Genomic DNA, 25,668 nt, shown 5'->3' on the forward strand with positions numbered 1-25,668 from the left:
GAGCTCCAACCTGGCCAAGGAAGAGCGCTACAATGGTGCTGGCCACCAGGCTGCTGGGTTAGCCGGATAGATTCTATACGGGGCAAGCATCTTAACCGCGATCATTCATTAATCCCGGAATTCATGGATCTATGAGGTAGCGCATTGGATTTTTCCTGTTTTTGAGTACTCGGCAACCTGTGTCCCAAGCTCTTGATAGATGTAGTTGTGAATCGGTGAGAGTGCATTCTGCATCCCTGACACTGCCAAGGAACGATTTATATAAAAAACGTTTCTTCTTCCATGAAAATTGATTGTATCTCCAAGTCGGATGAAATCGAACCCCGATTTTCTTAGGAGTCGGGGAAGCGTGGGGGCCATCATTGCATACAAATGCCTGTTGCCTAAAAGCTCTGCCAGTGAGTAAGCTGCAAGAAATAGGCTGACAAGGATTAACGGGTACGTTTCCTTGGACTTATCTGACGATTCTGGTTGCTCCAGGCTTGAGTCTTTAGAGTCAATGACATTTGATTTCAGCCTGAAGTTTTTTGAAATGGCCAGCCTGGAAGCTTCACAAATATGTTTTCTCGGGAGCATGCTAGGGTGCAGCGTAAGGTGAGATATTCCCGCGCTGCCATGTTCTTCCACAGGAAGCTTATTAAGCTCTTCGCTGCCCGGTGCTTGTGTGGTCACGATTCTGAAACAGCCGGCCGTCTTTCCTGTGCTTTTGTGAATCAATATGCAGTGTACAGAGGAGTCATCATACTGATCAGACTCTAACTGATGGTTTCTCTCTTCCATCTGGTAACCAAGCTCTTGAATAAAAACTTCATGGCGAAGTGAAAGCGCTTTTTCTATTTCCTCTTGTGTTGATGCAATCTTGAATTCGAACTCTCTCATGAATTTTTTCATGAGGTTGTCCTTGAAAGCGGCATTAGTTGGATCCAGGGGCTCTGCAAACTTGGCGATATCCTCTGTGATGGAGGCACTGATGCTATGCATGGTCCGGTCGCTATGTGGCATCATGGTTTTCCTCCGGGTTGCCAACCAGCCCTGATGAGAGTAGGCATGTCGTCACTGCCGAAAACTTCCGCAACACTTTTCGGGCGCCCCAAATGAAACCCTTGACCATACGTTATGCCATAAGATTGAAGTAATGGTAGTAGACTTTCCTGATCCACAAACTCGGCGATCGCCTGCTTGCCGAAGCCGGCGGCAATATCGGCAATGGCTCGGACGATAACACGGCTGTCAGGACTGATTGGAAGGCTACGAATGAAGGAGCCATCGATCTTGATATAATCCACTGGCAATTGTCCCAGGTAATGAAAGCTGCTGAACCCTACCCCAAAATCGTCTAGTGCTGTCCGACACCCTATCTCGCGGACTGCCTGCAGCACGCCACGCGCCGTGGAGAAATCGGTGACGGCGGCCGTCTCGGTGACTTCAAGGATGAGATGGTGGGGATCGGCACCGCTGGTAGCCAGTTCGTCGGCCAGATACTGTTTCAGGCCTTCATCATGCAGGGACTGGCCGGACAGGTTGACCGCCAGGCTGATGCCTCGCTCCTGCAGTTGACTGAGTAGCCGCAGGCTATGGCGCAGCACCCAGCGGTCGATCTGCACGATCTGGCCGCTGCGCTCCGCTACCGGGATAAAATAGGAAGGAGCCACCAGTCTGCCATCGGAGTCTCGCATTCGCAGCAGCACCTCGTAGTGCTTCACGTCGCGATCCTCCAGGCGCATGATCGGCTGCACCATCAGCTCGAAGCTGTCTTCTGCCAGGGCGCTGCGCACGCGCTCGACCCAGTAGACCCGCTCCTGCAACTCATCCTTGGCATTCTCGGTCCTGGAGAGCAGGTGCCAGTGCTGGATGCCACTCTCCTTGGCCTTGTACATGGCGACGTCGGCACTGGCCATCAGGTCGGCCGGCGTAGTGCCGTGAATCGGGAACAGGGCAATGCCGATGCTCGCGGTGACCCGGTGGCGTCGTCCTGCGGCTGTAAATCCCAGGCTATCGAGCAACTGGCTGATATGCTGGGCAACCTGTATCGCCTGTTCTTCGGATGTATGCTCCAGCAACAGCGAGAACTCGTCGCCGCCCAGGCGGGCGATCACGCCGCGATGACCCAGGTTCAGCAGTAGAGTTTCGGCCACTTCTTGCAGGAGCCGGTCTCCGACATGGTGGCCGCTGAGCTCGTTGACTTCCTTGAACTGGTCCAGGTCCAGCAGAAGCACGGCGCCGTGTGACTCACACCACAGAGCCTTATGCAGGGCGTCCTGGAAGTAGCGCCGATTGTAGAGCTCGGTCAGCGGATCGCGTTCGGCCAGCCAGGTCAGGCGAGCCTCCGCGACCTTGCGCTCGGTTATGTCCAACCCTACCGAGATCCGCGACATGCTGTCTTCTGTGCTGGACGGCAGGGGGGCATGGTACCAGGCGATGGTGTGGATGTGCTGGTCCGGCGTCTGCAGGGTTCGCTCTTCCTGCTGCGGGGTATCGAAGGCACCGATTGGAGAAGGGCTGCCGGCATCGAACACATCCACGAAGTGGCGTCCCTGCAGCGAAGGTTCATCCAGGTCAAGCATCGTGAGGGTATAGTCGTTGACTAGACTGATTCGCCCGCTGCTGTCCTGGGCGATGATGAACACTCTAGCGGTATCCAGCAGGCTGTTCACGAAGTCCCTCTCCTGGGCCAATTCCTCGACGCGCTCCGCCAACTGGTCACCGCGTTCCTGGACTTCCTGTTCCAGCATCTCGAGCTGTCGCGAGAGCTCCAGTGTGGTGCCTTCCAGCACGTCGATCTCGTCCGGCAGGCGGTGGCGGACAGAGGGAATTGCGCTCCGGACATCCTCGAATCCGCCGCTGGCCAGTGTGGGTAACAAGCCGGCGATCCGGCGCAGGCGTGACATGGGGCGCAAGAGTATCAGCAACAGCACAAGTTCCGCTGCGATCCAGCCCACCAGGCCAACCCCCAGCAGGATTCGAGTATCCTCGTTGATGGCTCTGATCTGGCTCGAGATGTCGGATATCAGCAGGAAGTAACCGGTGTTGCGTCGATCCGCGTCCTCGTCCATGCGGACCGCGCTGAGCTCGAGATGCCGGCCCTGGTGCTGCAGCTGCAGAGGAGCTTGTAGCAAGCCGCTTATGGAACTTAGTCCTGATGCCCGCTGCAGGACGGGTAGGCTCTCCTCCTGGCGTGTCAGGGCCAACAGAGAGCCATTCCAGGGGGTGAGATGGCGTTTCTCGGAAAGGTCACCGCTTTCCAGCGAGCCGGTCACCATCAGTGCCACTTCGGCGTTGGAGACCTCTCTGGCCTGGCGGGTCACATCGGCCAATGAGCGGGAGAGCACTACCAGGCCGACGCTTTCACCGCTGACCAGCACTGGAACGGCGGCATACTGCTGGCAGTCGGTCGTGCAGCGCAGCGCCGTGATGGGCATCTCGGTGTCCATGATCCGCTGCACCCAGGCCTGGATCGGCAACCTGCCCTCCTGCTGGCTTGAGCCCCAGCGACCCATGGGTCTTCCTCGTGTATCCACCACCAGTATCTCGTCGATGCCAGCCTCGAGCTGCAGGGTCGGCCACTGGGATGCCAGTGCCTCCTCGACCTCTGCCGCGTTACCTGCCTCGAGGGGCGACCCGAGGCGTGGCGATGCCGCGGCCAGGCCCGCCAGCTGGCGAAGGTTCTCTGCCGAGCGCTGGAGAGCCAGGCGGATCTCTCGCTGCTGGCGTTCGTGGTGCTGGTTGCGGCTCTCCTGGAACTGGCGGGTCAGGTTGTCATGGCCCAACCAGGTGAACAGCGCCACGAGACCGACCAGCAGCAGGCTGCTCAGTGCTATGACACGCCATGTCAGGCTGAGTCGGTGACGAGTCCGGAGGGACGCGGGAAGTGTCATCTCTGCGGTGTCCTGGCTAGGAGCATGGAGACCTTAGAAGCGCAACGATAGCTGGAATAGCAACATGTTCCACTTTTGCTCGGTTTCGGAAGCGTCCTGGTTGTCCTGAGTCGGCAGCCAGGCAGTTCCGTCGACATGGTGATATTCGCCTGCCAGCATGACCCGAGGGTGAGGAGTCCATTGAAGTCCCAGGGTGATGTCATCGGCAAATTGTGTGTGTCCAGGGATCGAGCCGCCTGTCCTGGCTGCAAATTTCTTCCCTGAAGGGTCGCTGCGATCATTTACCAAGCTGTCGTAGCGAACCAGCCATTGCCAGTCATTCTGGAAGCGGCGCGTGTACTGTATGTACCAGCTCTCCCCGTTCCTTTCTGAATCGGCAATGGCATTGAAGCCCTCGAGCTCCAGCTTCCTGATGGCATATTCGGCGGTCAGGCTCCAGAGTTCCTGATTGTATTGAAACGAGAGAACCCAGGGGTCAAAGTGAAATTTGCCATTTCCTGGCACACCGGAAGTGGAGTTGTATTCAGCGTTAGCGCTGGCAGCGCTGAGAGCTGTGACGATTCGACCTCCGTCATGCTCATAGCGAATCTGTCCGATAGCAGACGTGTCGGGGTCAAGGGAGCCAGGAAACCTGTCAAGACCCAGAGTTCGTTCCACATCATCCTCGATGCGTATCTGCCCAAAGCCTGCCTGAAGTCGCAGAGCGCCGGTGTCGAGCCGCTCCTCGTGGTAGAGCGTGACGCCATCGCCGGCCAGGGCCAATGAGCGAGTTCGGTCAAAGTAGATGGACTGGGGAAGCAGGATGCTGGGGCGGGTAAAGGCTACATCGCGGGTCTGGTTGTAGAATCCAAAGGGGTTCTTGATCCGGCCGAGTTGGATGCCGAAAGTGCGCTGCTGGTCGGAAAGCATCTGGTAATCGATCAACCCATAGTCCAGTTTCGGGGTGGCACCGCTGCCATCACCTCCGGCGCGCCGGCTCAGCACCTGAGCCGCCAGTAGCACGTCTTCATGGGGCCGCAGAGAGGCATTGGCCCCAATCTCGGTGAACTTGAAACTGCCTTCGTCATCACTGCTGGGGCCGAAGAAGTTGTTGTCGTCGGTGATGATCAATGCCTGGCTCAAGAAGCCGTGCACCTGGAGGGTATCCATTATGCCTTCGTCGCTGCGGGCCTGTGCAGACAAGCCCAGAGTCAGTGCAGCGGCCATGGCGATGATGGAGCGGGGGTCACTCCATCGAAATGACTTGGACACGATCATCCAGATACTCCCTTTCAAGATATCCTAGGGCGCCAGGGGTGGTGGCGATCCGCTCACGCATTGCCGCCTGGTCGCTAACACGGTTGGGTGCCTGCCCGGTGCCCGAGAACACCATACGATCCCAGGCCAACTGCAGCTGGTGCGGGTAGACGGCCAGTTGCTCCTTGGCAAAGCGCGCATGCACGGGGTGGCTATTGTCGAGCACAAAGACACGCACGGCCTGTCCCTCGGGCCAGGTGCGCTGTCTCATGGCGAAGATGGCGCGGGTGGTATCGCGTTTCAGTTGGCGGGTATTCACATCGGGATGTGCCACCAGCAGGATCGGTACCTCCCGGGCAATGGCCAGTGTACTGGCCAGCGAGAGACTGGCCAGCATCACGGTGGCTATCGCCAGCGCCAGGAGCTTCAGGCGAGGCATTTAGCGCCCCACTCCGGTTGGCTGACACGGGCGGTTTCTGGCCCCGGCGTGCGGGTCAGGACAAGCGGTAGCATCGGGGGTAATGGTCCCGTTGTCTGATGAACGCCAGATTCATGCGCCATGCTGGCGCGGCCTGCCTCTCTCGCGTGTATGGGTCGATGACGCCTTCTCCTTTCAGCCGCTGGGGCATTGTTGTCTTGTGTCCGTTGCGTACCAGTGGTTGCTCGCGAAAGGCACTTGACAAGGGCAACGTGCCATTTCCACTCGGGACATGCTTGTACGCTACATCACTTTAAGGAGATTTACAGGTCGGCGTATCAACGTATCGGAGAGAATCCGGCGGCCGATGGCCGCCGGAAAGCTGGGTCAGTTGAAGACGTGAAAGCTCTCGGCATTGAGCCACAGGTGGGCCATCACGCTGGCGACGTAGCCCAGGGCGATCACCGGCGTCCAGCGCAGGTGCCCCATGAAGGTGTAGTTGCCGCGGGCCTGGCCCATCAGGGCGACGCCGGCCGCTGAGCCGATCGACAGCAGGCTGCCGCCCACGCCGGCGGTCAGGGTGATCAGCAGCCAGTGGCCATGGGACATGTCCGGTTCCATGGTGAGCACGGCGAACATCACCGGGATGTTGTCGACCACCGCGGAGATCACCCCCAGGGCAATGTTGGCGCCGGTGGCGTTCCAGCCGGTGTAGAGGGCCTCGGAGAGCAGGCCCAGATAGCCCATGAAGCCGAGGCCACCCACGCACATCACCACGCCGTAGAAGAACAGCAGGGTGTCCCACTCGGCCCGTGCCACGCGGTTGAAGACGTCGAAGGGCACCACGCTGCCCAGGCTCTCGAGCTTCTTCCAGTCACCGCGCTGGCTGTAGCGGGTGCGCTTGCGCTCCAGGGAGTGGGGCAGGGTGCGGCGCAGGTAGTAACCGAAGAACTGCAGATAGCCAAGGCCCGTCATCATGCCCAGCACCGGTGGCAGATGCAGCAGGGTGTGGCAGGCCACGGCGGTGGCCACGGTGAGCAGGAAGAGGGCGATGATGCGACGCGCACCGCGCTTGAGCCAGACGTCCTCCTCCATGCTGGCCGGCTTGCGGTTCTTGATGAAGAAGCTCATCACCACGGCCGGGATGATGAAATTGATGAACGACGGAATCAGCAGTTCGAAGAACTCGTAGAACTGGACGATGCCGGCCTGCCAGACCATCAGGGTGGTGATGTCGCCGAAGGGGCTGAAGGCGCCGCCGGCGTTTGCCGCTACCACGATGTTGACGCAGCAGAGGTTGATGAAGCGCTTGTCGCCTTCGGCGACCTTGGTGACCACCGCACACATCAGCAGGGCGGTGGTCAGGTTGTCGGCAATTGGCGAGATCACGAAGGCCAGCACGCCGGTGATCCAGAACAATGAGCGATAGCTGAAGCCCTTGCGGACCATCCAGGAGCGCAGGGCATCGAATACCCGGCGTTCGTCCATGGCGTTGATATAGGTCATCGCCACCAGCAGGAACAGCATCAGCTCGGTGAATTCGAGCAGGGTCACGCGGAAGGCCTGCTCCGACTCGGTGGGCATGCCCGCCTTGACATAGACCCAACCGATCAGCGCCCAGATGATGCCGGCCGCAACCAGCACCGGCTTCGACTTGCGCATGTGAATCTTCTCTTCGGCCATGACCAGGGCATAGGCCAGCACGAAGACGGCGACGGCGAGAAAGCCCACGAACGAGCTGGTCAGGTCCAGCTCGCCGGTTACGGCGAGAGCGGGGCTGCTGGCCAGTAGCGCGAGCATGGCGAGCACGAGCATGCCCGGCCAACGGGAGGGTTGTCGTGGCCGGAGAGATATACGACAGGTTGTCAGCATGGCTGCGATCATCCTGAGGCAGGAGGTGGGGGAAGGGTGAAAAAGCGGTCGAATCTTATCACAGCGTGCTGCGATGCAGTATGCCCACTTATTTATTCTTCTCGATACTTTGGCAGGAGAGACGTCAGTCGGTATTCCCGGAGGACCGAGCCCGGGTGTCCAGAGCCTGCTGCCACTGGTCAACGGTGACTTCCTCCAGTTCCTCTTCCGGAAGGTCCTCTTCCCCCGAGGCCTGGCGACGTTCATACCAGCGGCGTGGGCGCAGCAGGCGAACCTCGGGACGCCCCTTCTCGAGGGAAACGCCGGCGGCGAGCATGCCCAGGCGTGCATAGAGCGAGCCATTCGGCACATCGTCACGAAAGACCAGATCCGCGAGCATTTCCAGGGAGTCGCCTGTCAGGCGCGCTTCGCGCAGCTGCAGGGTGTCGTCGTCGAGGTGGAGCCGGGCGCTGCCACGTATGTCGTTCACCGTCAGGCGCCGACCCAGCCACTCCCAATCTCGGGCACGGGACAGGAACAGGTGCGCGAGCAGACCACTGTCGCGCATGGCCAGGTCGAGCCGTGCATCCAGCTGCAGGGGGCGGGTCCAGTCAAGCCGGCCCTCGGTGATCTCGAGCCGAGCCCACCAGCCGGCCTCGCCGCGTGTCTGCTCATCCTGGCGCTGGATATTGTCCAGCCGCAGCAGGGATCCGGAGGCATCAAAGCGGCGGCTGAGGAGGTCGCCATCCCTCAGGCGGGCCTCGAGTCGCAGGTCGCCATCCAGACGCTGCGCGCCGAACCGGATGGTCGTGTCGAAGGCCTGCAGGGTAACGTCGCCGCGTGCCCGCACTCCTTCGAGGTGCAGGTCGACTTCCAGCCCGGCTCGGCCGCCCAGCAACGCTACCCCCGCGCCTTCCGGGAGGTAAGCGTTGTAGCGTGAAAGATCGTCCACCTCGGCGATGGGCAGCTGAACGCGCGTGGTGAAGTTCTGCAGCGAACGGTCCCCGGGATCGAGACTGAAGTGCGGAGTCTCGGTCTCGAGGCTGAAGTGGCGGCCCTCGACGTAGGCTTTCGCTTCGCCGGTGCGGTGCAGACTGAAACGGGGCAGCGTCAGCCGCAGCCGGGCTCCCGGCGCCTCATGCTCGCCGTCTATCTCGGCCTCGAGCCGGCCTCGGCCGTTGGCCGTGAACTCGAGAAAGCCGACCGCCAGGTCGTCTGCCTCGACCAGGAGCTGGCTGCCCGGACGCAAGCGACCATCCGTGAGGTGGAGGCTGGCCCTGAAACGGCCGTTACCGGCCAGGGTCAGGCCGTGAGCAGCAGGCAGAAAGTCGTCGAGAAAGCCCAGGTTGGCGACCATTCCTTCGAGCACCAGGTCTCCATCCAGTCCCGCTGCTTGCCCGTCCTGCCCCGACATCGGCCCGAGGCGGGCCTCGCGTGCCACGACCCGGGTGCGCAAGCGTGGGCCCGACGCCGTCGTTGCCGCCTGCATCGACAGGCGTGACCCGGAGAGGTCCAGGCGACCGTTGCCCAGGTTGGCCTCGCGCACTTCCAGGTCCAGTGACAGCTCCCCCTCCACTTCGCTGCCGAGCAGTCGGCCGACGATACGCTGCCCGGTCAGGGCGATCTGCCCACGTGCCCGCCCGTTCTCGATGTCGATGCGGCCGCGAGTGATGGCCCGTCCGGACCGCAACGTCCCGGGTACGGCCGCGGGCAGGTAGGCCTGCAGTACCGAGACATCGGGCATCGTGGCGTCTTGCCAGGAGAGCGACAGCCGCGGGTTTGGTAGTCGGTCACCGGCTATCGAGATATCGCTCTCGGCCGTCATGGCCAGTCGACCATCGCGCATCAGCAGGGCGCCATCGGAGGATCTCGATACCCGTGCCGTCTCCAGACTGGCGTCCAGCCGGGCCCTGGGCCCGTTCGGGGCCTCCTGCCAGCTGGCCGTGACGCTGCCCCGTCCCACGGCTTCCAGGTCGAACAAGCGGGCCAGCAACGACTCGGTAGTCACTGCCAGGCGGCTGCCGGCCGCTACCTGGCCCTGCGCCAGCGTCAGGCTGGCCGCCAGATCGCCGCTGCCTTCCAGCGTCAGGCCACCGTCGACGGCGTGGATCAGGAAGTCATCGAGGACATCGAGCCGGGCCACATGACCCCTGATGACGACTCGGCCATCCAGGGGTGGCGGTCCATCACCGTCGACCAGTCTCGCCAGGGGGACCAACGACGTCAGGCTGGCCTCTTCCAGGGTGAGCTCGGTGGTCAACGGCCGCTCGTCTTCCTCGCCTCGCGCCGAGATCTCGAGACGGGTGCCCGACAGATTCAGCCGCCGTTGGCGTGGGTCGACTTCGGGCAGGGCCAGGACCATCGTCACGCTACCTTGCAGCGGCCGTCCGGCAAGGGTCAGGGCCACCTGCTCGCCGGCCAGGCGGAAATCGCCCTCGAACAGGCCATCCCGGTACGCCAGGTGACCCTCGAGTCGGGCACTGCCGCTTTGCAGCGTCAACGGGCCGCCCTCGGGCAGGTAAGCCGTCAGGGCACCCACGTCAGGCAGCCGGGCATCTTCCCACTCGAGTCGGGCGGACGTCAGTCGCCGCGAAGCATCGTCGAGGCCGGTACCGAGTACTCGGGCGGAGAGATGAAAGCGGCGGCTGGTCAGGAAGGGGGCTGACAGTCCTGCCCGCTGCATTTCCATCTCCTCGAGGGTCACGCCGAGATCCATGATCGGCCCCTCTTCACCCTCCACCACTCGGCCGGTGACGCTTCCGCCGCCACTGAGGCGGTGGCGGTCATGCCTGGCCTCTACCAGTTCCTGGCCATGCCGAACTCCCTCTTCCGGCTCCGCGAGCGGCGTCAGCAGCACGCGCTCGTCCAGTGCTACCAGCAGTGAAGGCGAATCCAGCCGGAGGCTGCTTCCCGGCGCGATTGCACCATGTTCGAGGGACAGCTCGCCGCTCAGCTCGCCGTGGCCGGCCAGGTCGAGCCAACCCAATTGGCGCAGGTAGGGATTGAAGACGTCCCAGGCATCGGCCGTGGCATCCAGCGACAGCGTGCCCGAGACGAAGCCGGCCGCTGCCAGGCCCGGGTGCTCATGCAGCCGGAAGGGGGCTACCTGCAGGTCGGTCGACAGGCGAATGTCGTTGGCCAGTACCGTCTCGCCGCGCCTGACAAGGGCCTTCTCCATGCCGAGCTCGAGGCCCTGGATCGATATCCGGCCATCGTTCAGCGTCAGCTTGGACACTGAAACCTCACCGTCTCCCTCCAGGCGATGATCGTTGAGGCCGAAGCGGCGAAGCCCCTGTGCCGTAAAGCTGGAAATCACCATCCGGCGTTCAAGCAGCGCCGGCAGCGAGATCCGAAGGCGGGCCCGATCCATCGCCAGCTCCAGGGGCGGGTCGTCACTCTCGACCTGCAGCCCCTCGAGAGCAAGGTGCCCCGGAAAGCCGCTCCATCCCGATGTCCAGCGGATCGACACGCCGGCCTTCTCGGCCAGCCATGTCTGAGCGTATGGAGTGTTGATCAGCCCGTTCGTCACGATCAGGTAGAGGGCGAGGGCCAGCAGGGGCAGGGCCATCAGCCAGGGCAGGCGACGACCTCTTGCGGTATCGGGAACCGGACGTTGCATGGGACTTCCTCGACCTGCGGTGTCCTGGGTCATGTTACACGGCCTGTCGTCCTGCGTTGTCGAGAGGTTTTGTGGCATCATCTGCCTTCCCGGCAACCGCCGGCAGGGTACTGACCGCCAACGACGCAGGCATATAGGGCATGTTTCTCGATGATTTCCATACGCTTACGGACGGGCGTATCCGCATTTCCGCGCAGCAGGCCAGCCAGTTCGCGAAGCGCATCGCTGGCGACTACAATCCCATCCACAATCCCGATGCACGACGTTTCTGCGTGCCCGGTGACCTGCTCTTTGCCCTGGTGCTGGCGCGCTTCGGCCTCTCGCAGCGCATGACCTTCCGCTTCCTGAGCATGGTCGGGGACGGCACGCCGCTCTGCTTTAGCGAGCAGGATGATGGCAAGATTCGGGTCTGCGACGAGAGCGGCAAGTGCTATCTGGAGGTCGAGCGCAGCGGTGGGGCGACCCATGACGAGTCGGTGGTGGAGGCCTTCACCCGCAGCTACGTGGCCTTCTCGGGCAAGAATTTCCCCCACTATCTCAAGCCGCTGATGGAGGAGAAGGGGGTGATGTTCAACCCACGCCGACCGCTGGTGATCTACGACAGCATGGGCTTCTGCCTGGATCGCCTGGATGCGCCGGCACCGAGCCTGGAGTTCGTCGATTCCTCGCTGGAGGTGACCGGCAAGCGAGGCGAAGCACGGCTCGAGTTCCGCATCCTGGCAGGCGACCAGAGCATTGGCACCGGCTCCAAGAAGCTGGTGGTCAGTGGGCTATGTGACTATGACGCCGCGGCCATGGACGAGGTGGTCGCCGAGTTCTACCGCCTGAAGGCTGCCCACGAGGCCGGGTCTTGAGGCGGCAGCGGTATCGCTTCAAGCCTCGCCCGGGCTCAGGCCACCACGGTGACCGGGCAGGGGGCCAGGTCGATGACCCGGTGGCTGACACTGCCCAGCAGGGATGACTGCCACTTGCCCAGGCCACGGCGGCCCATGATGACCATCGGCGCCGCCTCGCCGTGATGCCTGGCTCGGGCGACGATGGCTTCGGGGATGCGTTTCCCCTCGCTCACTATCTCCTCGACGCCTCGAGGAACCTCGCCCAGCGCCTCCCTGGCCCGGCGAAAGGCGTCGCTGGCCGGGCTGCCGTCAGCGCTCTCGACGGTCGCCGAGCTGCCGTCCGCCCGGCAGAAGACCAGCTCCACCGGCACGTCGGCGCGGCGGGCCAGCTCGCCTGCCAGGACGGCTGCCTTCAGGCAGTGCCTGGAGCCATCCACCGGCAGCAGCACTTGTCCCAGGCGCGACGCGTCGGACAGGCCGGCCGCGGCATGCACGATGGTTACAGGACACCGGGCCCGGTGTACCACCTCGTTGCTGATGCTGCCCTGCATGAACTTGCCGACATCACTCAGTTGTCGGGCCCCCAGCACCAGCAGGCATCCGGCATGCCGGGCTGCATGCTCGAGAATGGCGCGGTCGGGATGGCGGACAAAGGTGGAATCCTCGAGCAATATCTCGTCAGGCGCCCGCGCCAGCTCCGGGTCCAGCACCTGGCGAGCCTGAGCGAAGGCCTCGGCGGCCCGGTGCTGGTTCCGTGCCCGGTCGTGATCGGCTTCCGCCTTGCGGTTGGCGGGGATATCGCTGAGTTCCGCCGGGTTCAGCGGCATCACGTGCAACAACTGCAGCGGCGTCTCGAGCAGCCTGGCGAGCAGGCTGGCATGACGCGTCGCCGCCTGCGACGACGGTGATCCATCGACGGGCACGATCACCAGCGAGATCGGCTCACTCATCGCTATCTCCTCCCCGGTCTTCAACCCTGGACATGCAGGCACTGTATCGACAGCTGGTCTCCAGGGGTAGGTCTGCGGCTTCCCGATGACATCTTGCTGCCTCTCACCCTCATCGCTGGCGTCTATGGCATGAATGTCCCGCACATGCCGGAGCTCGCCTATAAATCATGACGTCAAGGCAGCACGTTGACGTTGCGCACTTGGCCCGGGCGAGGCCAGCCTCTAGTCTCGTGGGACTTTCCCTTTCTCTGGCCCTGACATGCATCCACAACGCGCCCGACTGCACAACGAACTCCACGCCCGGCCCTCGATCTACTTCGAGGAGCCGGCGCACCTTCACCACTACGCCTTCCTCGACGACGACGGCATCGCCGCGGACATCCTCGGGCGGGTCGCCGAGGTATCCGGCAGGACCCCGGACATCGAGGCGGCACAGGAGATTCTCGAACTCGGCGACCAGACCCTGAAATGGGAGCGTCACACCGAGTTCTTCACCCTGACCCTGGTGGTACCGAGGCCCGACCGAGGCGAGCCCTGGCCTTCGCCTCCGCCACTATTGGCGGAGGTCGCCGCCGAACACAGCCGGGCGCTGATCAGTGCCAGCCTCATCCTGGTGGAAGCCGAGGCCTCCTGGGGTGGCGACGCCGAGGGCTACGGCTTTCGCGATCCCGCCGGGTCCAGTGTGGGCGATGGCGACGCCACCGTGTGGAGCGATTTCCGGCTCACGGCGGCCGGCGTCAACCGCCTGCTGTTGGTCAATCGCGGCCTCAACGCCTTCCGCCTGGGACGCATGACCCGCCGACTCCTGGAGATCGAGACCTACCGCATGATGGCCTCGCTGGCCCTGCCGGTGGCCAAGCAGATGAGCCTCGAGCTGCGCGACCATGAGCTCGAGCTCAGCGAGCTCTCGGAGCGCAATACCGAGAGCGGGGAGGAGAACTCCCGACCGCTGCTGGCGGCCATCTCCGCGCTCTCGGCACGGCTCGAGCGCTCCGGTGCACGATCGCGCCAGCGCTTCAGTGCCACCGAGGCCTATGCGCGGATCGTCTTCAATCGCATCGACGAGCTGCGCGAGGAGCGCCTCGGCGACCGGCCTCGGCTGGGAACCTTCATCCTGCGCCGCTTCCGGCCCACGGTGCACTACTGCGCCGCGATCAATCAGCGCCAGCAGAGCCTGGCGGAGAGTGTCGCACGGCTCAACGACCTGCTGAGGACCCGTGCCCAGGTGGAGATCGAGGCGCAGAACTCCGGGATCCTGCAGAGCCTCAACGAGCGCACCAGCAGCCAGCTGAAGATCCAGAAGGCCGTCGAGGGGCTGTCGGTCATCGTCATCAGCTACTATCTCTTCAGCCTGTTCAAGCTGGGGTTGCAGAGCCTGCATGCCCTCGGCGTGGTGATCGAACCGGTAGTCGCTGCCGCCGTGCTGGGGCCGCTGAGCCTGGGGATCATCGGCCTGCTGGCCTGGCGGATCCAGCGCGTCAAGAAACATTAATCGAATGGCATATCTTTCGCGTAAAAAGTCTCCCTCGATTCCTGCCGCACTCTCGTTCCCCGCTGCCGTCGCTGGATGCGGCTTATGCGGCAGGTCACCGCTCTCTGGCTCCGAGACCCTGCTCAGGCCACGGACTGGATCGATACGCGATTACCACCAGAGGCCTTGCTGACGTACATGGCGCTGTCGGCGTGGCCGAAGAGCTCTTCGAGAGAGCCGCCCTGTTCGGGATAGGATGCGATGCCGACGCTGATGGATAGCTTGTCGTCCTTCACGGCATCGATGAGGCGCTCCATCATGTGCTTGCCGCCGGACGCATTGGTTTCGGGAAGCAGCATCACGAACTCATCCCCGCCGTAGCGAGCCAGGACGTCGCTGCTGCGCTTGCAAGCCTGTAGCCATTCCGTCAGACCCAGGATGGCTTGATCGCCGGCGCCATGTCCGTCGGTATCGTTGATGCGCTTCAGGCCGTCCATGTCCATGGTGATCAAGCAGTAGGGACGCCCCGAGCGCCTGGCCATTTCGTGGATCGGCCTGGCCAGATCGTCGAAGGCGCGTCGATTGTACAGGCCGGTCAAGGAATCCCGACTGGCCATCTTGAGCAAGGTGCGGTTGGAGACGTGAATGGCATGGACCAGTGATGCGGTGAGATAGCCGACGATCAGCAGCGCGATGATGCTGGTGCCGACCGGTGCCAGGTTGGCGGTGGTCAGGAGCTCGGTCCCCAGGAGATGGAGCAGCAGCAGCTGGCAGGCCGCGATCGCGGCCACCTCCAGCATGGTAACCACGACCCCCAGGGTCAGGGCGCTGGTGACCACCGCCAGCAGGTAGAGACTCGCCAGCGGGCCGGTCACACCATCCGTGCTGTAGAGAAACCAGGTGATGAAACCGATCATGGCCCAGGTGTGCAGGGCCAGCAGCCAGCGCTGCCTTTCCCCGAAGAAGCGCAGTCGGCTGGCCAGCAGGCTGAAAATGAAATAGCCGAAAGTTGCCGCCAGCACGCCCAGGGCCCCCTCGTCGGGAAGGCCGATGATGACCAGGTAGAGGATGACAACGGTGACCAGCAGCCACTCGATCTGATAGAGGCCAGCGGAGAACCCCTGGATCTGCACGCCCTGTGGATCCCACTCCAGGGGCGGCAATGGGTCTTGATCGGACATGGTGTTATCTCGCTGGTCCAGGGGTGCCATAGTGGGACACTACCCTATGCCTTCCTGCGCTTCACCTGAATTAGCCATTGGGCTTGCCGTGGATCAATCCGCCGCGGCACTTCGGAGGACGCAACAGGGAGCGCGATCGTCCCACTCCCTGGGCCTGGCCTGCCATTACGACGTCAGGCGTTGTTCCAGCGCCTCCAGGAAGGCCCGAATGCGCGCTGCGTTGGTGCCTACATCGCTGCGGCCGAGCCGTGAGGCGGAGCGCATGTCGACTCGCACGCCGTCCGATGTCTCGGTCAGACGGATCACCACATCGTCCTTGAAACCGAACCAGGTGGTGGTGGCCGTGGCCTCTAGACGGGCATCGCCCACCTCGGCGATCTCCCAGCCAGCGTCGCGTGCCTCGGCCTCGACGGCGGCCAGCACCTCGGGGAGGGGGGCATCCAGCACCAGCGGCTGGATCGCCGGGTAGGCCTCGCGCTGCTGGCGTGCGGTCGCCTCACCGGGATACTCCACGGCATTGGGAGCGGCCTCACGAGCCTCCACCAGGGCCTCGAAGGCCGGCGGGTCCTGCATGTCGGTGGTGATATCGTGGATGGGTGGCACCGAATGGGCTTGCTGCAGCTGCATCCAGGGCACTGCAATCAGCATCAGGCTGGTCAGTATCACCAGCCCGCCGAGCAACGCCGCGAGAGTTCGGCGGGTGAAGGCGGCGATAAGCAATCCCACCAGACCCAGCCCGGCGGCAGCGAGGGCGGTGTAGGCGCCGTAGCGCAGCATGCTGAAGGCATCACCCAGCGACAGCAGCTCGGTGCGATAGGCTGGCCCTGCGCCGGCCATGGACAGTGCCGCCAGCAGCGCCAGGATGCCTCCCGCCAGCGCCAGCTTGAAGGCCAGTCCCCGGCCTCGATATCCGGATGTCATGCGGTCTTGTGTCATGCCAGTTCCTTGAATCGGCCAGCCCGTGTCGGACGCCGGCACGTGCGGATTATCGCACTTTGCAGAGAGAAGCGTACGTCATGCCAGGGTGCATGGGCAGGAAAGGGTCAATCCAGCACGATCAGATGATTGGGCAGTTCGTTGCGCTCGTGGGTGGCCGGCACCTGCTCCTTCAGCTGTTCGCCGCAGGCCTCGATGCATTCCAGGAAGCCCTGCAGGGTCTCGCCTTCCTTCACGCGCCGGGTGAAGGCCGCCACGATGGATTGCCAGGTCTCGTCGCTGATCCGCTGTGAAATGCCTCGGTCGACCAGGATCTCCACGTAGCGTTCGGCTTCGGAAACGAAGATCAGCATCCCCGTTCCTCCCTCGGTGTGGTGCAGGTCCTGTTCCAGGAACTGACGCCGGGCGAGGTTGGCTGCCCGCCAATGGCGAACCGGCCCGGGTATCAGCCGGGTGGTGACCGTCGGTATGCGGAACACCAGACCCAGCACGATGAAAGTCGCCCACTGCACCAGTGTCAGTTCCCAGGCCGTCAACCAGCCGGGAAAGTAATTGATCGCACCGGGCACCACCAGGGCCAGCAGGCCGGCCCAGAGCAGCGGGATATAGGCATAGTTGTCCGCTCGCGGCGCCAGCACGGTGACCAGCTCGGCATCGGTGTCGCGCTCGACCCGATGAATCGCCTCGGCGACCTGTCGCTGCTCGTCTTCACTCAATAAAGCCATGGGGGTCGTGATCTCCGAATCCTGATTGTCTTGTCGGTGTCTCCACCGGTCGGAAGGCTGGCTTACCAGCCGCCGGACGCGCCGCCGCCACCGAAGCCGCCGCCTCCGCCGCCGAAACCACCGCCGCCGCCGAAGCCGCCACCGCCGCGCGACCGGCCGCCGAGCGCACCGCCCAGCAACATGCCGGCCAGCAGGCCGCCGCGACCGCCCCTTACCAGCGCCATGACGATGGCGAATATCACGAAGAAGAGAATCGAGGCCGGTCCTTCGGGTCCCTGGTCACGAGCCGGGGGGCTGGACGTGGCGCTGGTATCCAGGGGCTCGCCTCCCAGCACCCGGAGCATCGCCTCCACGCCCTCGGTGATGCCACGGGCGTAGTCGCCCTCGCGGAAGGCCGGGGTGAGGGTCTGGTTGATGATCACCGAGGACTGGGCGTCGGTCAGCCGACCCTCGAGGCCATAGCCGACCTCGATGCGTACCTTGCGCTCATTCGGCGCGACGATCAGCAGGGCGCCGTTGTCCTCCTCTGCCTGGCCGATACCCCAGTGCCGCCCCAGCTGATAGCCGTACTCCTCGATGGTGACGCCCTGCAGGTCCGGCAGGGTCGCCACCACCAGTTGCTCGGTGGTCGCCTCTTCGTGAGCTGCAAGCCTCTCGCTCAGTCGGGATTCGGTGGCCTCATCCAGCAGTTCGGCCTGATCCACCACGCGACCGGTCAGTTCGGGAAAGTCGAGTTGCTGTCCTTCACGTTCTTGGGCTTCAAGTTCCTGGGCCTGAAGACCCAGGGCAGCCGTCATCAGCAACGCCAATAGCGGAATACGTAGAAAAGCGCTCATTCAAACTCCACCTGGGGGGCCTGGTCCGCGTTCTCGGTCGTGGCTTCGAAGGTCTCGCGCAGCGGCATGTCGCTGTAGAGGATGCTGTGCCACAGGCGGCCCGGGAAGGTACGAATCTCGGTGTTGTAGCGCTCGACCGCGGTGATGAAGTCGCGCCGCGCCACGGCGATGCGGTTTTCCGTGCCTTCCAGCTGTGACTGCAGGGTCAGGAAGTTCTGGTTCGACTTCAGCTCGGGATAGCGCTCGGACACCGCCATCAGTCGGCTCAGTGCCCCGCTGAGCTGCTGCTGGGCCTGTTCGAACTGGCGCATCTTTTCCGGGTCGTCCAGCGATTCCGCGTCGATCTGGATGGAGGTGGCCTTGGCCCGTGCCTCCACCACGGCGGTCAGGGTCTCCTGCTCCTGTCGGGCAAATCCCTTGACCGTCTCCACCAGGTTGGGGACCAGGTCTGCGCGGCGCTGGTACTGGTTCTCCACCTGAGCCCAGGCCGATTTCACCTGTTCGTCATAGGTGGGGATGTTATTGACGCCACAACCCGTCAACAGCATCGCCATGATCAGCACAAGGGCAAACCGCCAGACGCGAGGGTCGGGAAGCGTGGTGTGTCTCGGCAGCATGGAGTGTCATCCCTGTCATCGTGATTCGGTGACGTACAAGGTACAGCTCAGCTTGATACGAAGGAAGCGATGCCACACCGACACGCCACCCGGAAGCGAAGGGAGCGGCCCCGGGCGGTGCAAAGCGTCGCCGAGTGATGGAGAATGTGACGTTTTCTGAAGTTCGGCGCCCGCCTTGGCAGCGCTGACCGGTACCCTGCAACGAGGTCCCATGAACTCCACCATCGAACTGCTCAAGTCCCACCGCTCCATCCGCAAGTTCACCGATCAGCCGCTTTCCCGTGAACGGCTGGAAACGCTGATCGAGGCCGGCCAGGCTGCAGCCACCTCCAGCCACGTCCAGGCCTACACGGTCATTCATGTCAAGAATCCCACCAACCGCGAGACCATCGCCGAGCTGGCCGGCGGCCAGTCGTATGTGGCCACCGGCGGCGCCTTCCTGCTGTTCTGCGCCGACATGAAGCGCCCCACCGAGGCCGCCGAGCGTACCGGTGCCCGGGTGGTGCGCGGCATGACCGAACAGCTGCTGGTGGCCAGCGTGGATACTGCCCTGATGGCCCAGAATGTGGCGATTGCCGCGGAATCGGAAGGGCTGGGCATCTGCTACATCGGCGGGGTGCGCAACAACCCCCAGCAGATCAGTGACCTGCTGGGCCTGCCTGATCACGTCTTCCCGGTATTCGGCATGTGCCTCGGCTATCCGGCTCACGACCCCGACGTGAAACCGCGCCTGCCGGTGGCGGCCATCCTCAAGGAAGATACCTACAGCGACGATCGTGAACTGGTGGAGGATTTCGACGAGACCATGCGCGCCTACTACCAGTCGCGGAAGGGCGGTCCCAAGGACACCAATTGGTCGCAGAACCTCACTCCGCTGTTCGATACCAAGCTGCGCCCCCACATGCGCGAGTTCCTGGTCAAACGTGGCTTCGAGATGAAGTGAACTGCGGCTTCAGCCGTGGATGTAGCGCAGGCGAGCATCGCGGCGCATTCGCAACATGGTGATCACGTTGGTCAGGAAGATCAGGCTCTCGGCGATGGTGCCACCGATCGAGCCGGCCAGGAGGTTGCTGATCACCCAGCACAGCGCCGCCACGGCCAGGGCGGCGCGCATGGCGATCCCGCGCAGCATGAACATGCCCCAGGTGCCCAGCAGGCCCGCTGCCAGGGCCGGGATGTCCCGCAGGCCGCTCCAGGTCAGCGCCGCCACCGCCAGAGTGGCGGCCAGCATGACCAGCATGAGCACGAGGTGGCGAGGAAAGCGTCGCACCAGGGCGATGCGCAGCACGATCAGCGCCGAGATGCCGGCCGCCACCCAGCTCTCGAACAGGGCGAATTGCGCAGCGAAGGCGACATTGGCAAACAGCAGCAGCACGAACAGCTTGTCGTCGCGCTTGCTGGCGAAGGCCACGAGGCAGAGGGCCAGGGCCACCAGGCTGACGCCCTGGCCCAGCAGCCATCTCAGGCCGAGATCTTCCATGGGGACTTCCGCTGTCGGGTGAAGATAGGTGGGGTGCCATGCTATCACGCCGCTATGGCGATGCTGGTGATACCGTCATGTTGATGCCGCTGATGAAGGCGCCATCGCCCGACACGCTCAGCTCTATTGAGCCACTATCGCTCAGGTTCAGGCGTTGCAGCTGCTCCGGCGAGATTCTCAAGCGGTAATCCCCGGTGATGACGCCTGGCACAATATAGAAACCGTCCCAGCTGCTTGTCGTGCGGGCCACTATCTCTTGCTGGTCGTTGAGCAATTCCAGCTCGATATCACCGACACCACGCTCGACACCCTCCTCCTGCAGATAGACCGTGCCATCGATTTCCGTGGTCATGCGCACCGGGATCTCCAGGCGGGTCACGCTGCCCGGGCGCGGCACCAGCCTCAAGCCTGCGATCGCCGGCGCCCATTGCGGGTCTGCCAGCGTCGCGTTGTCTATCCCGATGTCGAGATGCTGCTTTACCGGCAGGTGATCGACATAGGCGATACCTTCCGCATCCGTGCGGGCCCGGTGCCTGCCGCCGTTGACCGTGAATCCAGCCCCCTGCAGCGGCTCCTCATTGGCGCCCATGACGCCATCGTTGTCCTCGTCCAGGAACACGCGCACGGAAGCGGCGCCGGTGTTCGCCATGGGTTTGGCATCGAAACGCCAATCGGCGCGCCGGTCATCCCGGCCCATGGCAATGAACAATTGTGCCCCGAGAGCGATATCGCCGGTGTCGGCATAGCCGGCATTAACGCCCAGCCCGAAGCGGCCCAGGTTTTTGGTAAAGCCGGCGGAATAACGGGTTTCGGGGGACGCGAAGGTGTGGGCGATGCCCAGGGTCCCGCGATAGCCGTCTGTCAGGGTCTTCTCGGCGGAGAGCGCCAACGAGGAAATATCACCCTCGGAGCCTAGCTGGTAGTCGACCTGGCCGCGCAAACTCATGTCGCGAACACGGCGGCTGACCTGCAGGCTGCCGGTCGTGTGCTCGAGGTCACCGGAGTCACGCCAACGCAGTGTATTGGTGAGGGAGGTGCGATACACATAAGCGGAAACGCGGGCGCTGACATCGGTTCTGGTCCTGCCGGACTCCCGTTCGTCCCGCGTGGCCTCGAGGGTGACGGGGATGCGGGAGCGCGACGTCAACGGAAGGGAGCCGGTGAGTCGAAGCGTGTCCTGGGTGACAATGGGATCGCTGCTGGCAGGAAACAGCTCGCTGGTGAAGTCGGTCAGCAGAAGGCGACTCGCGTCCACGGCCACGCCGCCGATACGGGTCTGGACATCGAACTCGGCCAGTGAGCCACCGTCCTTCGCCTGGACAAGGCCCCCGCCGAGGCTCAGCGACTGCCAGAAGGTGCGTACCCCCAGGGTGGAATAGAGTGTCTCGTCACCGTCTACCGGTGCCCGGATCAGCCCGGCCGAGGCGGTCAGCGCGCGGGCGATACCCAGGTCGAACTGGGCGATGGTTCGGGATTGCCCGTCCTCGTCCCGGTGCTCGGTCACGCTGTACTGGAAGTCGCCGGGGAGGACCATGGATTGATCAAGGGGAAAGCTGTATTGCTCTACCCGTGTCTCGCCCAGTGGACCATGGAAAATCAGCCGGAAGTCATTGCGGCCATAGCTCAGGGGCTGGTCCTCGAAACGATAGCGGCCATCGGCATCGGCCTGGGTGAAACCCAGCAGGGCCCCATTGTAATAGAGCTCCACGTCCCATCCCGGCGGCAGGTCGCCCTCGAACGTCTGGCGGTCGAAGCTGGTGGGCCGTGTCAGGGGGCGATTGCTCAACGTCACCCCCTCGCCGCTGATACCGCGGGAAATGTTCTCGACGCTGGGCGTCGAGAGACTGCCGAACTGGAAAGAGCGGGCATGCAGCGGGCCCAGCAGGTTTCCGTCGGGGTCGTGGCGCCCGAGCGTGGCGCGTATGTCCGGCGAAGGGGCCTGTTGGCTGCTGGAGAAGTAGAGCGAGGACTCCATGCCCAGCAGATCCCCGGTGAGGAAAGCGGTATAGGCCGCGTCGCCCTGGGTACGGCCATTCTTGTGCTGCAGCTCGGTGGTCAATGTCTGATCGATGAACGGCATGCTCCACAGCCGGTACGGCTGCTCGTGGTGGGGATAGCCGGGATCCTCATAGCCACCAGGCGTTCCGGCACGATCCCCGAGGCCTTCCCGAGCCAGGCGGGCCTGCAGGGGCAGTGCCTCGAGGGCAGTAACGTTCAGGGAGAGGCCGGCACGGTCGATCTCGAGTGCCAGCGGTAGCCACTCTTCGAGCAGGGACACCGCCACATAGATATCGTCCGGCTCCGCCAGCACCAGCGCCGGATCGAAGGACTCGGTCTTCCCGGCCAGGGTAACGCTGGCATTGTCCAGGTTCAGGCTGAAGCCGCGCTCTTCGCTGAGGACAAAACCGCTGGCGACGCCTTTTGCCGGCTGAGCCTGGATCGCGATGGTCAATAGCCTGGCCAACTCGCCCAGCGGCAGCAGGGTATGCTCCCCCACCTCATAGGCCGGAATGGCGCCTGACAGTACCGACTGGTCCAGGCGCACTTCCAGGATCAGCAGCTCCGGTTCCCCGGCTGGTTCCTGGGCCGAAAGTGCCGGGGCGTAGACCAGCACGCAGGCCAGCAGCAAGAACCCTAACGCCAGCACCTCCAACGGACTGGACCGGTGCTTGGCAGTGAATATCGTACCAGTTCGGTAGAACCAGGCAGCTATAGCGATAGCTCAGACTCGGCCAGCAGCCTGCCACCGTCCTCTGCCTGTTCGCGATAGGTGATATGCAGGGTGCCGTTGGTGAGGGTCAGGCCACTCGGCGGTTGCAGTGCAATTCGTGCGTTGCGCAGGGGGTTGGGCGTATAGACCGCTACGCCGTTGGCGCGGCCGATGACCTGCTCGGTGCCACTTCGCGGGGTAAAGCTGACGGTCAGATCGCCATAGACAGACTGGGTACCGCTACGCTGCATCTGCAGGGCCAGCAGCGGCGCGCCGTTAGAGGCTCGCTTCAGCTCGAGCTGGGTCAAGGCCACATTGGCGTCTGTCGCGCCATGACGCACGATCACCGGAACGGAGGCGCCGACCAGTGCCGTCAGCTGAATGCCTATCTCGCCCTCGGCGGCAGAGCCAGACTCGATGCTCCGACGTCCACTGGTATCCGGCTGTTGCGCGAACAGCAGGTGCGATCGGTATTCGCCGGCCGCCAGATCGGCAGGCTTGCGTACCATGATACGCACCGCCTGACCGGCACCAGGCTCGAGGGTCACCTGGCGCGGCGAGTACTGCAGCAACGAATCGGCAAACTGTTCACCCGGCAGAGGCGCGGTGATGTCAGAAAATGCACCGGTTTCACTCATGCGACGGTTGACCAGGGAAATGCGATAGGTGGCACTCTCGCTGCCGTTATTGATCAGCTCCAGCTGGGCCGAGCGCTGGTTGCCCTCGAAGACGACGCGGGTCGGATAAAGCATCAACTGCGCGAGTGCTTGGCTCGCCGGTAACATGAACAGCAGGGCGAAAAGGAGGGAGCGGAAGAGGAGCGTCATGCCACGCGCTTTCTGGGTCAAGGTCTTGGGGATCATGGTGGAATCCATTGTTCGTTTGTTTCGTGGGTACCGGAGAGCACGTTAGACGACCAGCGCCACCCGGTCATGGCGCTCGAGAGGTATCAGTTGTAGTTCAGGATCACGCTGAAGGTGCCGGCATAAACACCCGGTGTCTGTGCGGAACCGACATTGAGTGCCCCCCCGACCGTCAGAGTTTGGGTCCCGCCCGCGCTGAGCTGACCGCCGGCCCCGGAGGGGGCACTGGTAAAGGCGTTGATGACCATACCGCTGCCCGGACCCGTCAGTGTCACGAAATCGTCCCCGGGCAGCTGGATCGTATAGGTCGCCTGGGTATCGCCCGTTACCGTAAATTCGGCGGCGAAGCCCTCGCCCGAGCGGAGCAAGAGCACATCGCCGCCGGCACTGCGCAGGCCGCTGGGGCTGACCGCGACCGAACCACCACTGCCGGCCACGAAGCTGCCGAATGACAAACCCCGGGTGTTCTGTATCGCGATCTCCTGCGCCCAGCCATGGGAAGCCACCAGAGTGGCCAATAAGGCGCCAGCCGTGATCGCTGCCCATTGATGGTTCATCGCAATATCCCTGGATTCTGGTAATGCGGGTCTAGTTGAAGCGCAAAGTAGCGCTGACATTAGTCAGCGCTAAATCAGGGTGGAGCCTCTGAAAGGTCCTTTCATCACTCCACCCTGGTCATCGCCGGCATAGCACCCGGCTCGACATGTCGGTTAACGCTTAGTTGTACTCTACCGTTGCCGTCACATCGCCGGTATAGGTCCCGGCTGCCTGAGTTCCACCCACCGTCAGTGTGCCGCCCAAGTAGATGGATTGGGCACCCGTGGCGCTGAGAACACCTGCGTCCACTTCACCCGTGGTGGCACCGCCAGCGGTGAGATCACTGATTTTTGTCAGTGCCATGGTTTCAGTACTCTCCGAATCGGTCAGTTCGGTAACGCCGCCCCAGGTAATACTATAGGTGGCGTCATTATCACCGGTGACGTCGAACTTGGCGGCGGTCGGAGAGGAACCGACGGTTGATAGAATGGCACCTGTAGCGGAACGGGTACCGGCTGTGTCAACCGTCACGCTGCCGCCGGCACCAGGGGCGAACTTGCCAAAAACCAGGTCCGCCGACTTTGTGATGGCGATGGGCTCGATCACCGTGCTTGAAACGTTGGTGGTAGCGCTTGCAGCAAAGCTGCTGGATGCCCCGAACGCCCCGAGTGCGACGACGGAGGCCAGTACGGTAAGGCGGAAATTCTTGCGAATGAAAGCAGATGAGTTCATTTTCAATCCCCTATAAGCCATTGCCGCGGTAGTGTACCGTCGACAATCGTTTGATTTGAAACCAGTTAGGGGAACCGTTAACACTGCGATGGGAAGGCATGAAGAAATCGTGCTCGAACCCTAGGGAGATGTAGGCGGTCCCGCTGTCTTAGGGTTGTTACGCCCCGTAGACCGGTGACTTTGCGTCCCCGCTTTTCAGCGGGTTTGCCTTTTTCTTTCTTACTAACTTCTTCTTCTTTACACTTTTGTTCCGACAAGCCGGGAAAACCTTCAGTCTGTCGGAGGCCGTATCACCCTTCGGAGAGCTGGCCCGATGCCATACTGACTGAAGGGAAAACTTTCCACAAGCGGATTATTTTTTAAATATTTCATTCAGGAGTGAGTATTTTATCCTGAGGCTTATCTGGTTGTTTTTCAGAAGAAAGTGACTTTATTTCCAGGTTATATTGTCAGTATATGCTTATATTGCTGCATCGGAGATGCCATGGTGGTGCTGCCGGCTGCCCGCCTTGACCAGAACGCCCCGTCGGGAGACTTACCCAAAGCCCCGAGAAAGCCAAAGCCCGCGCAGGCAGCGGGGTACCCAAAGAATTCCTGCATGGCATGCCGGCCAGTATTCCGCGATAAGCAAGGCCAAAAAAACTGAAAATCGGACGCCTCTGTGTGCTGTCGTACAGATGGCGGGGAGGTTATTGGCCACACTGACGTCACCTGTCGGGAAGTCGGAACCCTCCCATTACGGTTCGCCGTATCGACCCTTTAACGATAAGGCGTTGTTCAACAAGGATCACGCCA

Annotated in this window: 21 protein-coding genes and 1 riboswitch; of the genes, 4 read left to right on the plus strand and 17 right to left on the minus strand. The window is 62.8% G+C overall.

Annotated features, from left to right (window positions below):
- Nucleotides 1–129 precede the first annotated feature (129 nt).
- The 6 genes from HALO32_RS05205 to HALO32_RS05230 all read right to left on the minus strand — a co-directional run bounded on the left by HALO32_RS05205 (nucleotide 130) and on the right by HALO32_RS05230 (nucleotide 10,999).
- Nucleotides 130–1,005 (minus strand): PEP-CTERM/exosortase system-associated acyltransferase, encoded by an 876-nt coding sequence (locus tag HALO32_RS05205; protein ID WP_151442722.1) that lies wholly within the window; start codon nucleotides 1,003–1,005, stop codon nucleotides 130–132.
- Entirely contained in the window at nucleotides 1,002–3,875 is a 2,874-nt protein-coding gene (locus tag HALO32_RS05210; protein ID WP_151442723.1) for a bifunctional diguanylate cyclase/phosphodiesterase, read from the minus strand. Before HALO32_RS05210 ends, HALO32_RS05205 begins: the two co-directional genes overlap by 4 nt.
- Before the next feature lie 33 nt (nucleotides 3,876–3,908).
- Nucleotides 3,909–5,132, minus strand: a complete 1,224-nt coding sequence (locus HALO32_RS05215) for an OprO/OprP family phosphate-selective porin (protein ID WP_225809757.1) — start codon at nucleotides 5,130–5,132, stop codon at nucleotides 3,909–3,911.
- Nucleotides 5,101–5,550 carry a hypothetical protein gene (locus HALO32_RS05220; RefSeq protein WP_225809759.1) on the minus strand — a complete coding sequence of 150 codons (450 nt, stop codon included), beginning with the start codon at nucleotides 5,548–5,550 and terminating at the stop codon, nucleotides 5,101–5,103. Before HALO32_RS05220 ends, HALO32_RS05215 begins: the two co-directional genes overlap by 32 nt.
- Nucleotides 5,551–5,916: 366 nt before the next feature.
- A complete protein-coding gene (nhaD, locus tag HALO32_RS05225; RefSeq protein ID WP_151442724.1) occupies nucleotides 5,917–7,401 on the minus strand; it encodes a sodium:proton antiporter NhaD in 1,485 nt (494 codons plus the stop codon).
- A gap of 124 nt (nucleotides 7,402–7,525) precedes the next feature.
- Nucleotides 7,526–10,999, minus strand: a complete 3,474-nt coding sequence (locus tag HALO32_RS05230) for a hypothetical protein (RefSeq protein ID WP_151442725.1) — start codon at nucleotides 10,997–10,999, stop codon at nucleotides 7,526–7,528.
- A 140-nt stretch (nucleotides 11,000–11,139) separates the two neighbouring features.
- Between HALO32_RS05230 and HALO32_RS05235 the strand changes: the two genes are divergently transcribed.
- The gene (locus tag HALO32_RS05235; protein ID WP_151442726.1) at nucleotides 11,140–11,853 is read left to right on the plus strand and encodes a DUF3581 domain-containing protein; all 714 of its coding nucleotides are present in this window, start codon (nucleotides 11,140–11,142) and stop codon (nucleotides 11,851–11,853) included.
- A 35-nt stretch (nucleotides 11,854–11,888) separates the two neighbouring features.
- Here HALO32_RS05235 and HALO32_RS05240 read toward each other — a convergent pair whose 3' ends face one another.
- The gene (locus HALO32_RS05240; RefSeq protein ID WP_151442727.1) at nucleotides 11,889–12,785 is read right to left on the minus strand and encodes a universal stress protein; all 897 of its coding nucleotides are present in this window, start codon (nucleotides 12,783–12,785) and stop codon (nucleotides 11,889–11,891) included.
- 93 nt (nucleotides 12,786–12,878) lie between these two features.
- On the opposite strand from HALO32_RS05240, the gene HALO32_RS18280 reads away from it, so the two are divergent.
- Together HALO32_RS18280 and HALO32_RS05250 are read left to right on the plus strand one after the other, a co-directional pair.
- Nucleotides 12,879–12,956: a CorA family divalent cation transporter gene (locus HALO32_RS18280; RefSeq protein WP_225809814.1), complete on the plus strand. Its 78-nt coding sequence runs from the start codon at nucleotides 12,879–12,881 to the stop codon at nucleotides 12,954–12,956.
- A gap of 88 nt (nucleotides 12,957–13,044) precedes the next feature.
- A complete protein-coding gene (locus HALO32_RS05250) occupies nucleotides 13,045–14,277 on the plus strand; it encodes a DUF3422 domain-containing protein (RefSeq protein WP_151442728.1) in 1,233 nt (410 codons plus the stop codon).
- A 122-nt stretch (nucleotides 14,278–14,399) separates the two neighbouring features.
- Here HALO32_RS05250 and HALO32_RS05255 read toward each other — a convergent pair whose 3' ends face one another.
- The 5 genes from HALO32_RS05255 to HALO32_RS05275 form a co-directional block, all read right to left on the minus strand.
- Nucleotides 14,400–15,437 (minus strand): GGDEF domain-containing protein, encoded by a 1,038-nt coding sequence (locus tag HALO32_RS05255; protein ID WP_192576441.1) that lies wholly within the window; start codon nucleotides 15,435–15,437, stop codon nucleotides 14,400–14,402.
- Between the two features lie 165 nt (nucleotides 15,438–15,602).
- Nucleotides 15,603–16,373 carry a DUF1499 domain-containing protein gene (locus HALO32_RS05260; RefSeq protein ID WP_151442730.1) on the minus strand — a complete coding sequence of 257 codons (771 nt, stop codon included), beginning with the start codon at nucleotides 16,371–16,373 and terminating at the stop codon, nucleotides 15,603–15,605.
- Between the two features lie 107 nt (nucleotides 16,374–16,480).
- Nucleotides 16,481–17,098, minus strand: coding sequence for a TPM domain-containing protein (locus tag HALO32_RS05265; protein ID WP_151442731.1), 618 nt, complete (start codon nucleotides 17,096–17,098; stop codon nucleotides 16,481–16,483).
- 62 nt (nucleotides 17,099–17,160) lie between these two features.
- Nucleotides 17,161–17,934 (minus strand): TPM domain-containing protein, encoded by a 774-nt coding sequence (locus HALO32_RS05270; protein WP_151442732.1) that lies wholly within the window; start codon nucleotides 17,932–17,934, stop codon nucleotides 17,161–17,163.
- The gene (locus HALO32_RS05275; protein ID WP_151442733.1) at nucleotides 17,931–18,551 is read right to left on the minus strand and encodes a LemA family protein; all 621 of its coding nucleotides are present in this window, start codon (nucleotides 18,549–18,551) and stop codon (nucleotides 17,931–17,933) included. The genes HALO32_RS05270 and HALO32_RS05275 overlap by 4 nt, the downstream gene beginning before the upstream one ends.
- 211 nt (nucleotides 18,552–18,762) lie before the next feature.
- Here HALO32_RS05275 and nfsA point away from each other — a divergent pair, with 211 nt between their 5' ends.
- Complete coding sequence (gene nfsA, locus HALO32_RS05280) at nucleotides 18,763–19,494, plus strand: oxygen-insensitive NADPH nitroreductase (RefSeq protein WP_151442734.1); 732 nt, start codon at nucleotides 18,763–18,765, stop codon at nucleotides 19,492–19,494.
- 9 nt (nucleotides 19,495–19,503) lie between these two features.
- On the opposite strand, the gene HALO32_RS05285 is transcribed toward nfsA, so the two are convergent.
- From HALO32_RS05285 to HALO32_RS05305, 5 genes are all read right to left on the minus strand, one after another.
- Nucleotides 19,504–20,031: a YgjV family protein gene (locus HALO32_RS05285; protein WP_151442735.1), complete on the minus strand. Its 528-nt coding sequence runs from the start codon at nucleotides 20,029–20,031 to the stop codon at nucleotides 19,504–19,506.
- Nucleotides 20,032–20,083: 52 nt separating this feature from the next.
- Entirely contained in the window at nucleotides 20,084–22,660 is a 2,577-nt protein-coding gene (locus HALO32_RS05290) for a hypothetical protein (RefSeq protein WP_151442736.1), read from the minus strand.
- A gap of 80 nt (nucleotides 22,661–22,740) precedes the next feature.
- A complete protein-coding gene (locus HALO32_RS05295) occupies nucleotides 22,741–23,604 on the minus strand; it encodes a fimbrial biogenesis chaperone (RefSeq protein ID WP_225809764.1) in 864 nt (287 codons plus the stop codon).
- 86 nt (nucleotides 23,605–23,690) lie between these two features.
- Entirely contained in the window at nucleotides 23,691–24,161 is a 471-nt protein-coding gene (locus HALO32_RS05300) for a DUF4402 domain-containing protein (RefSeq protein ID WP_192576442.1), read from the minus strand.
- Between the two features lie 160 nt (nucleotides 24,162–24,321).
- A complete protein-coding gene (locus HALO32_RS05305) occupies nucleotides 24,322–24,873 on the minus strand; it encodes a DUF4402 domain-containing protein (protein WP_192576443.1) in 552 nt (183 codons plus the stop codon).
- A gap of 130 nt (nucleotides 24,874–25,003) precedes the next feature.
- A riboswitch (cyclic di-GMP riboswitch) is annotated at nucleotides 25,004–25,092 on the minus strand.
- Between the last annotated feature and the right edge of the window lie 576 nt (nucleotides 25,093–25,668).

Source organism: Halomonas lysinitropha, from assembly GCF_902500215.1.
Classification (GTDB): domain Bacteria; phylum Pseudomonadota; class Gammaproteobacteria; order Pseudomonadales; family Halomonadaceae; genus Halomonas; species Halomonas lysinitropha.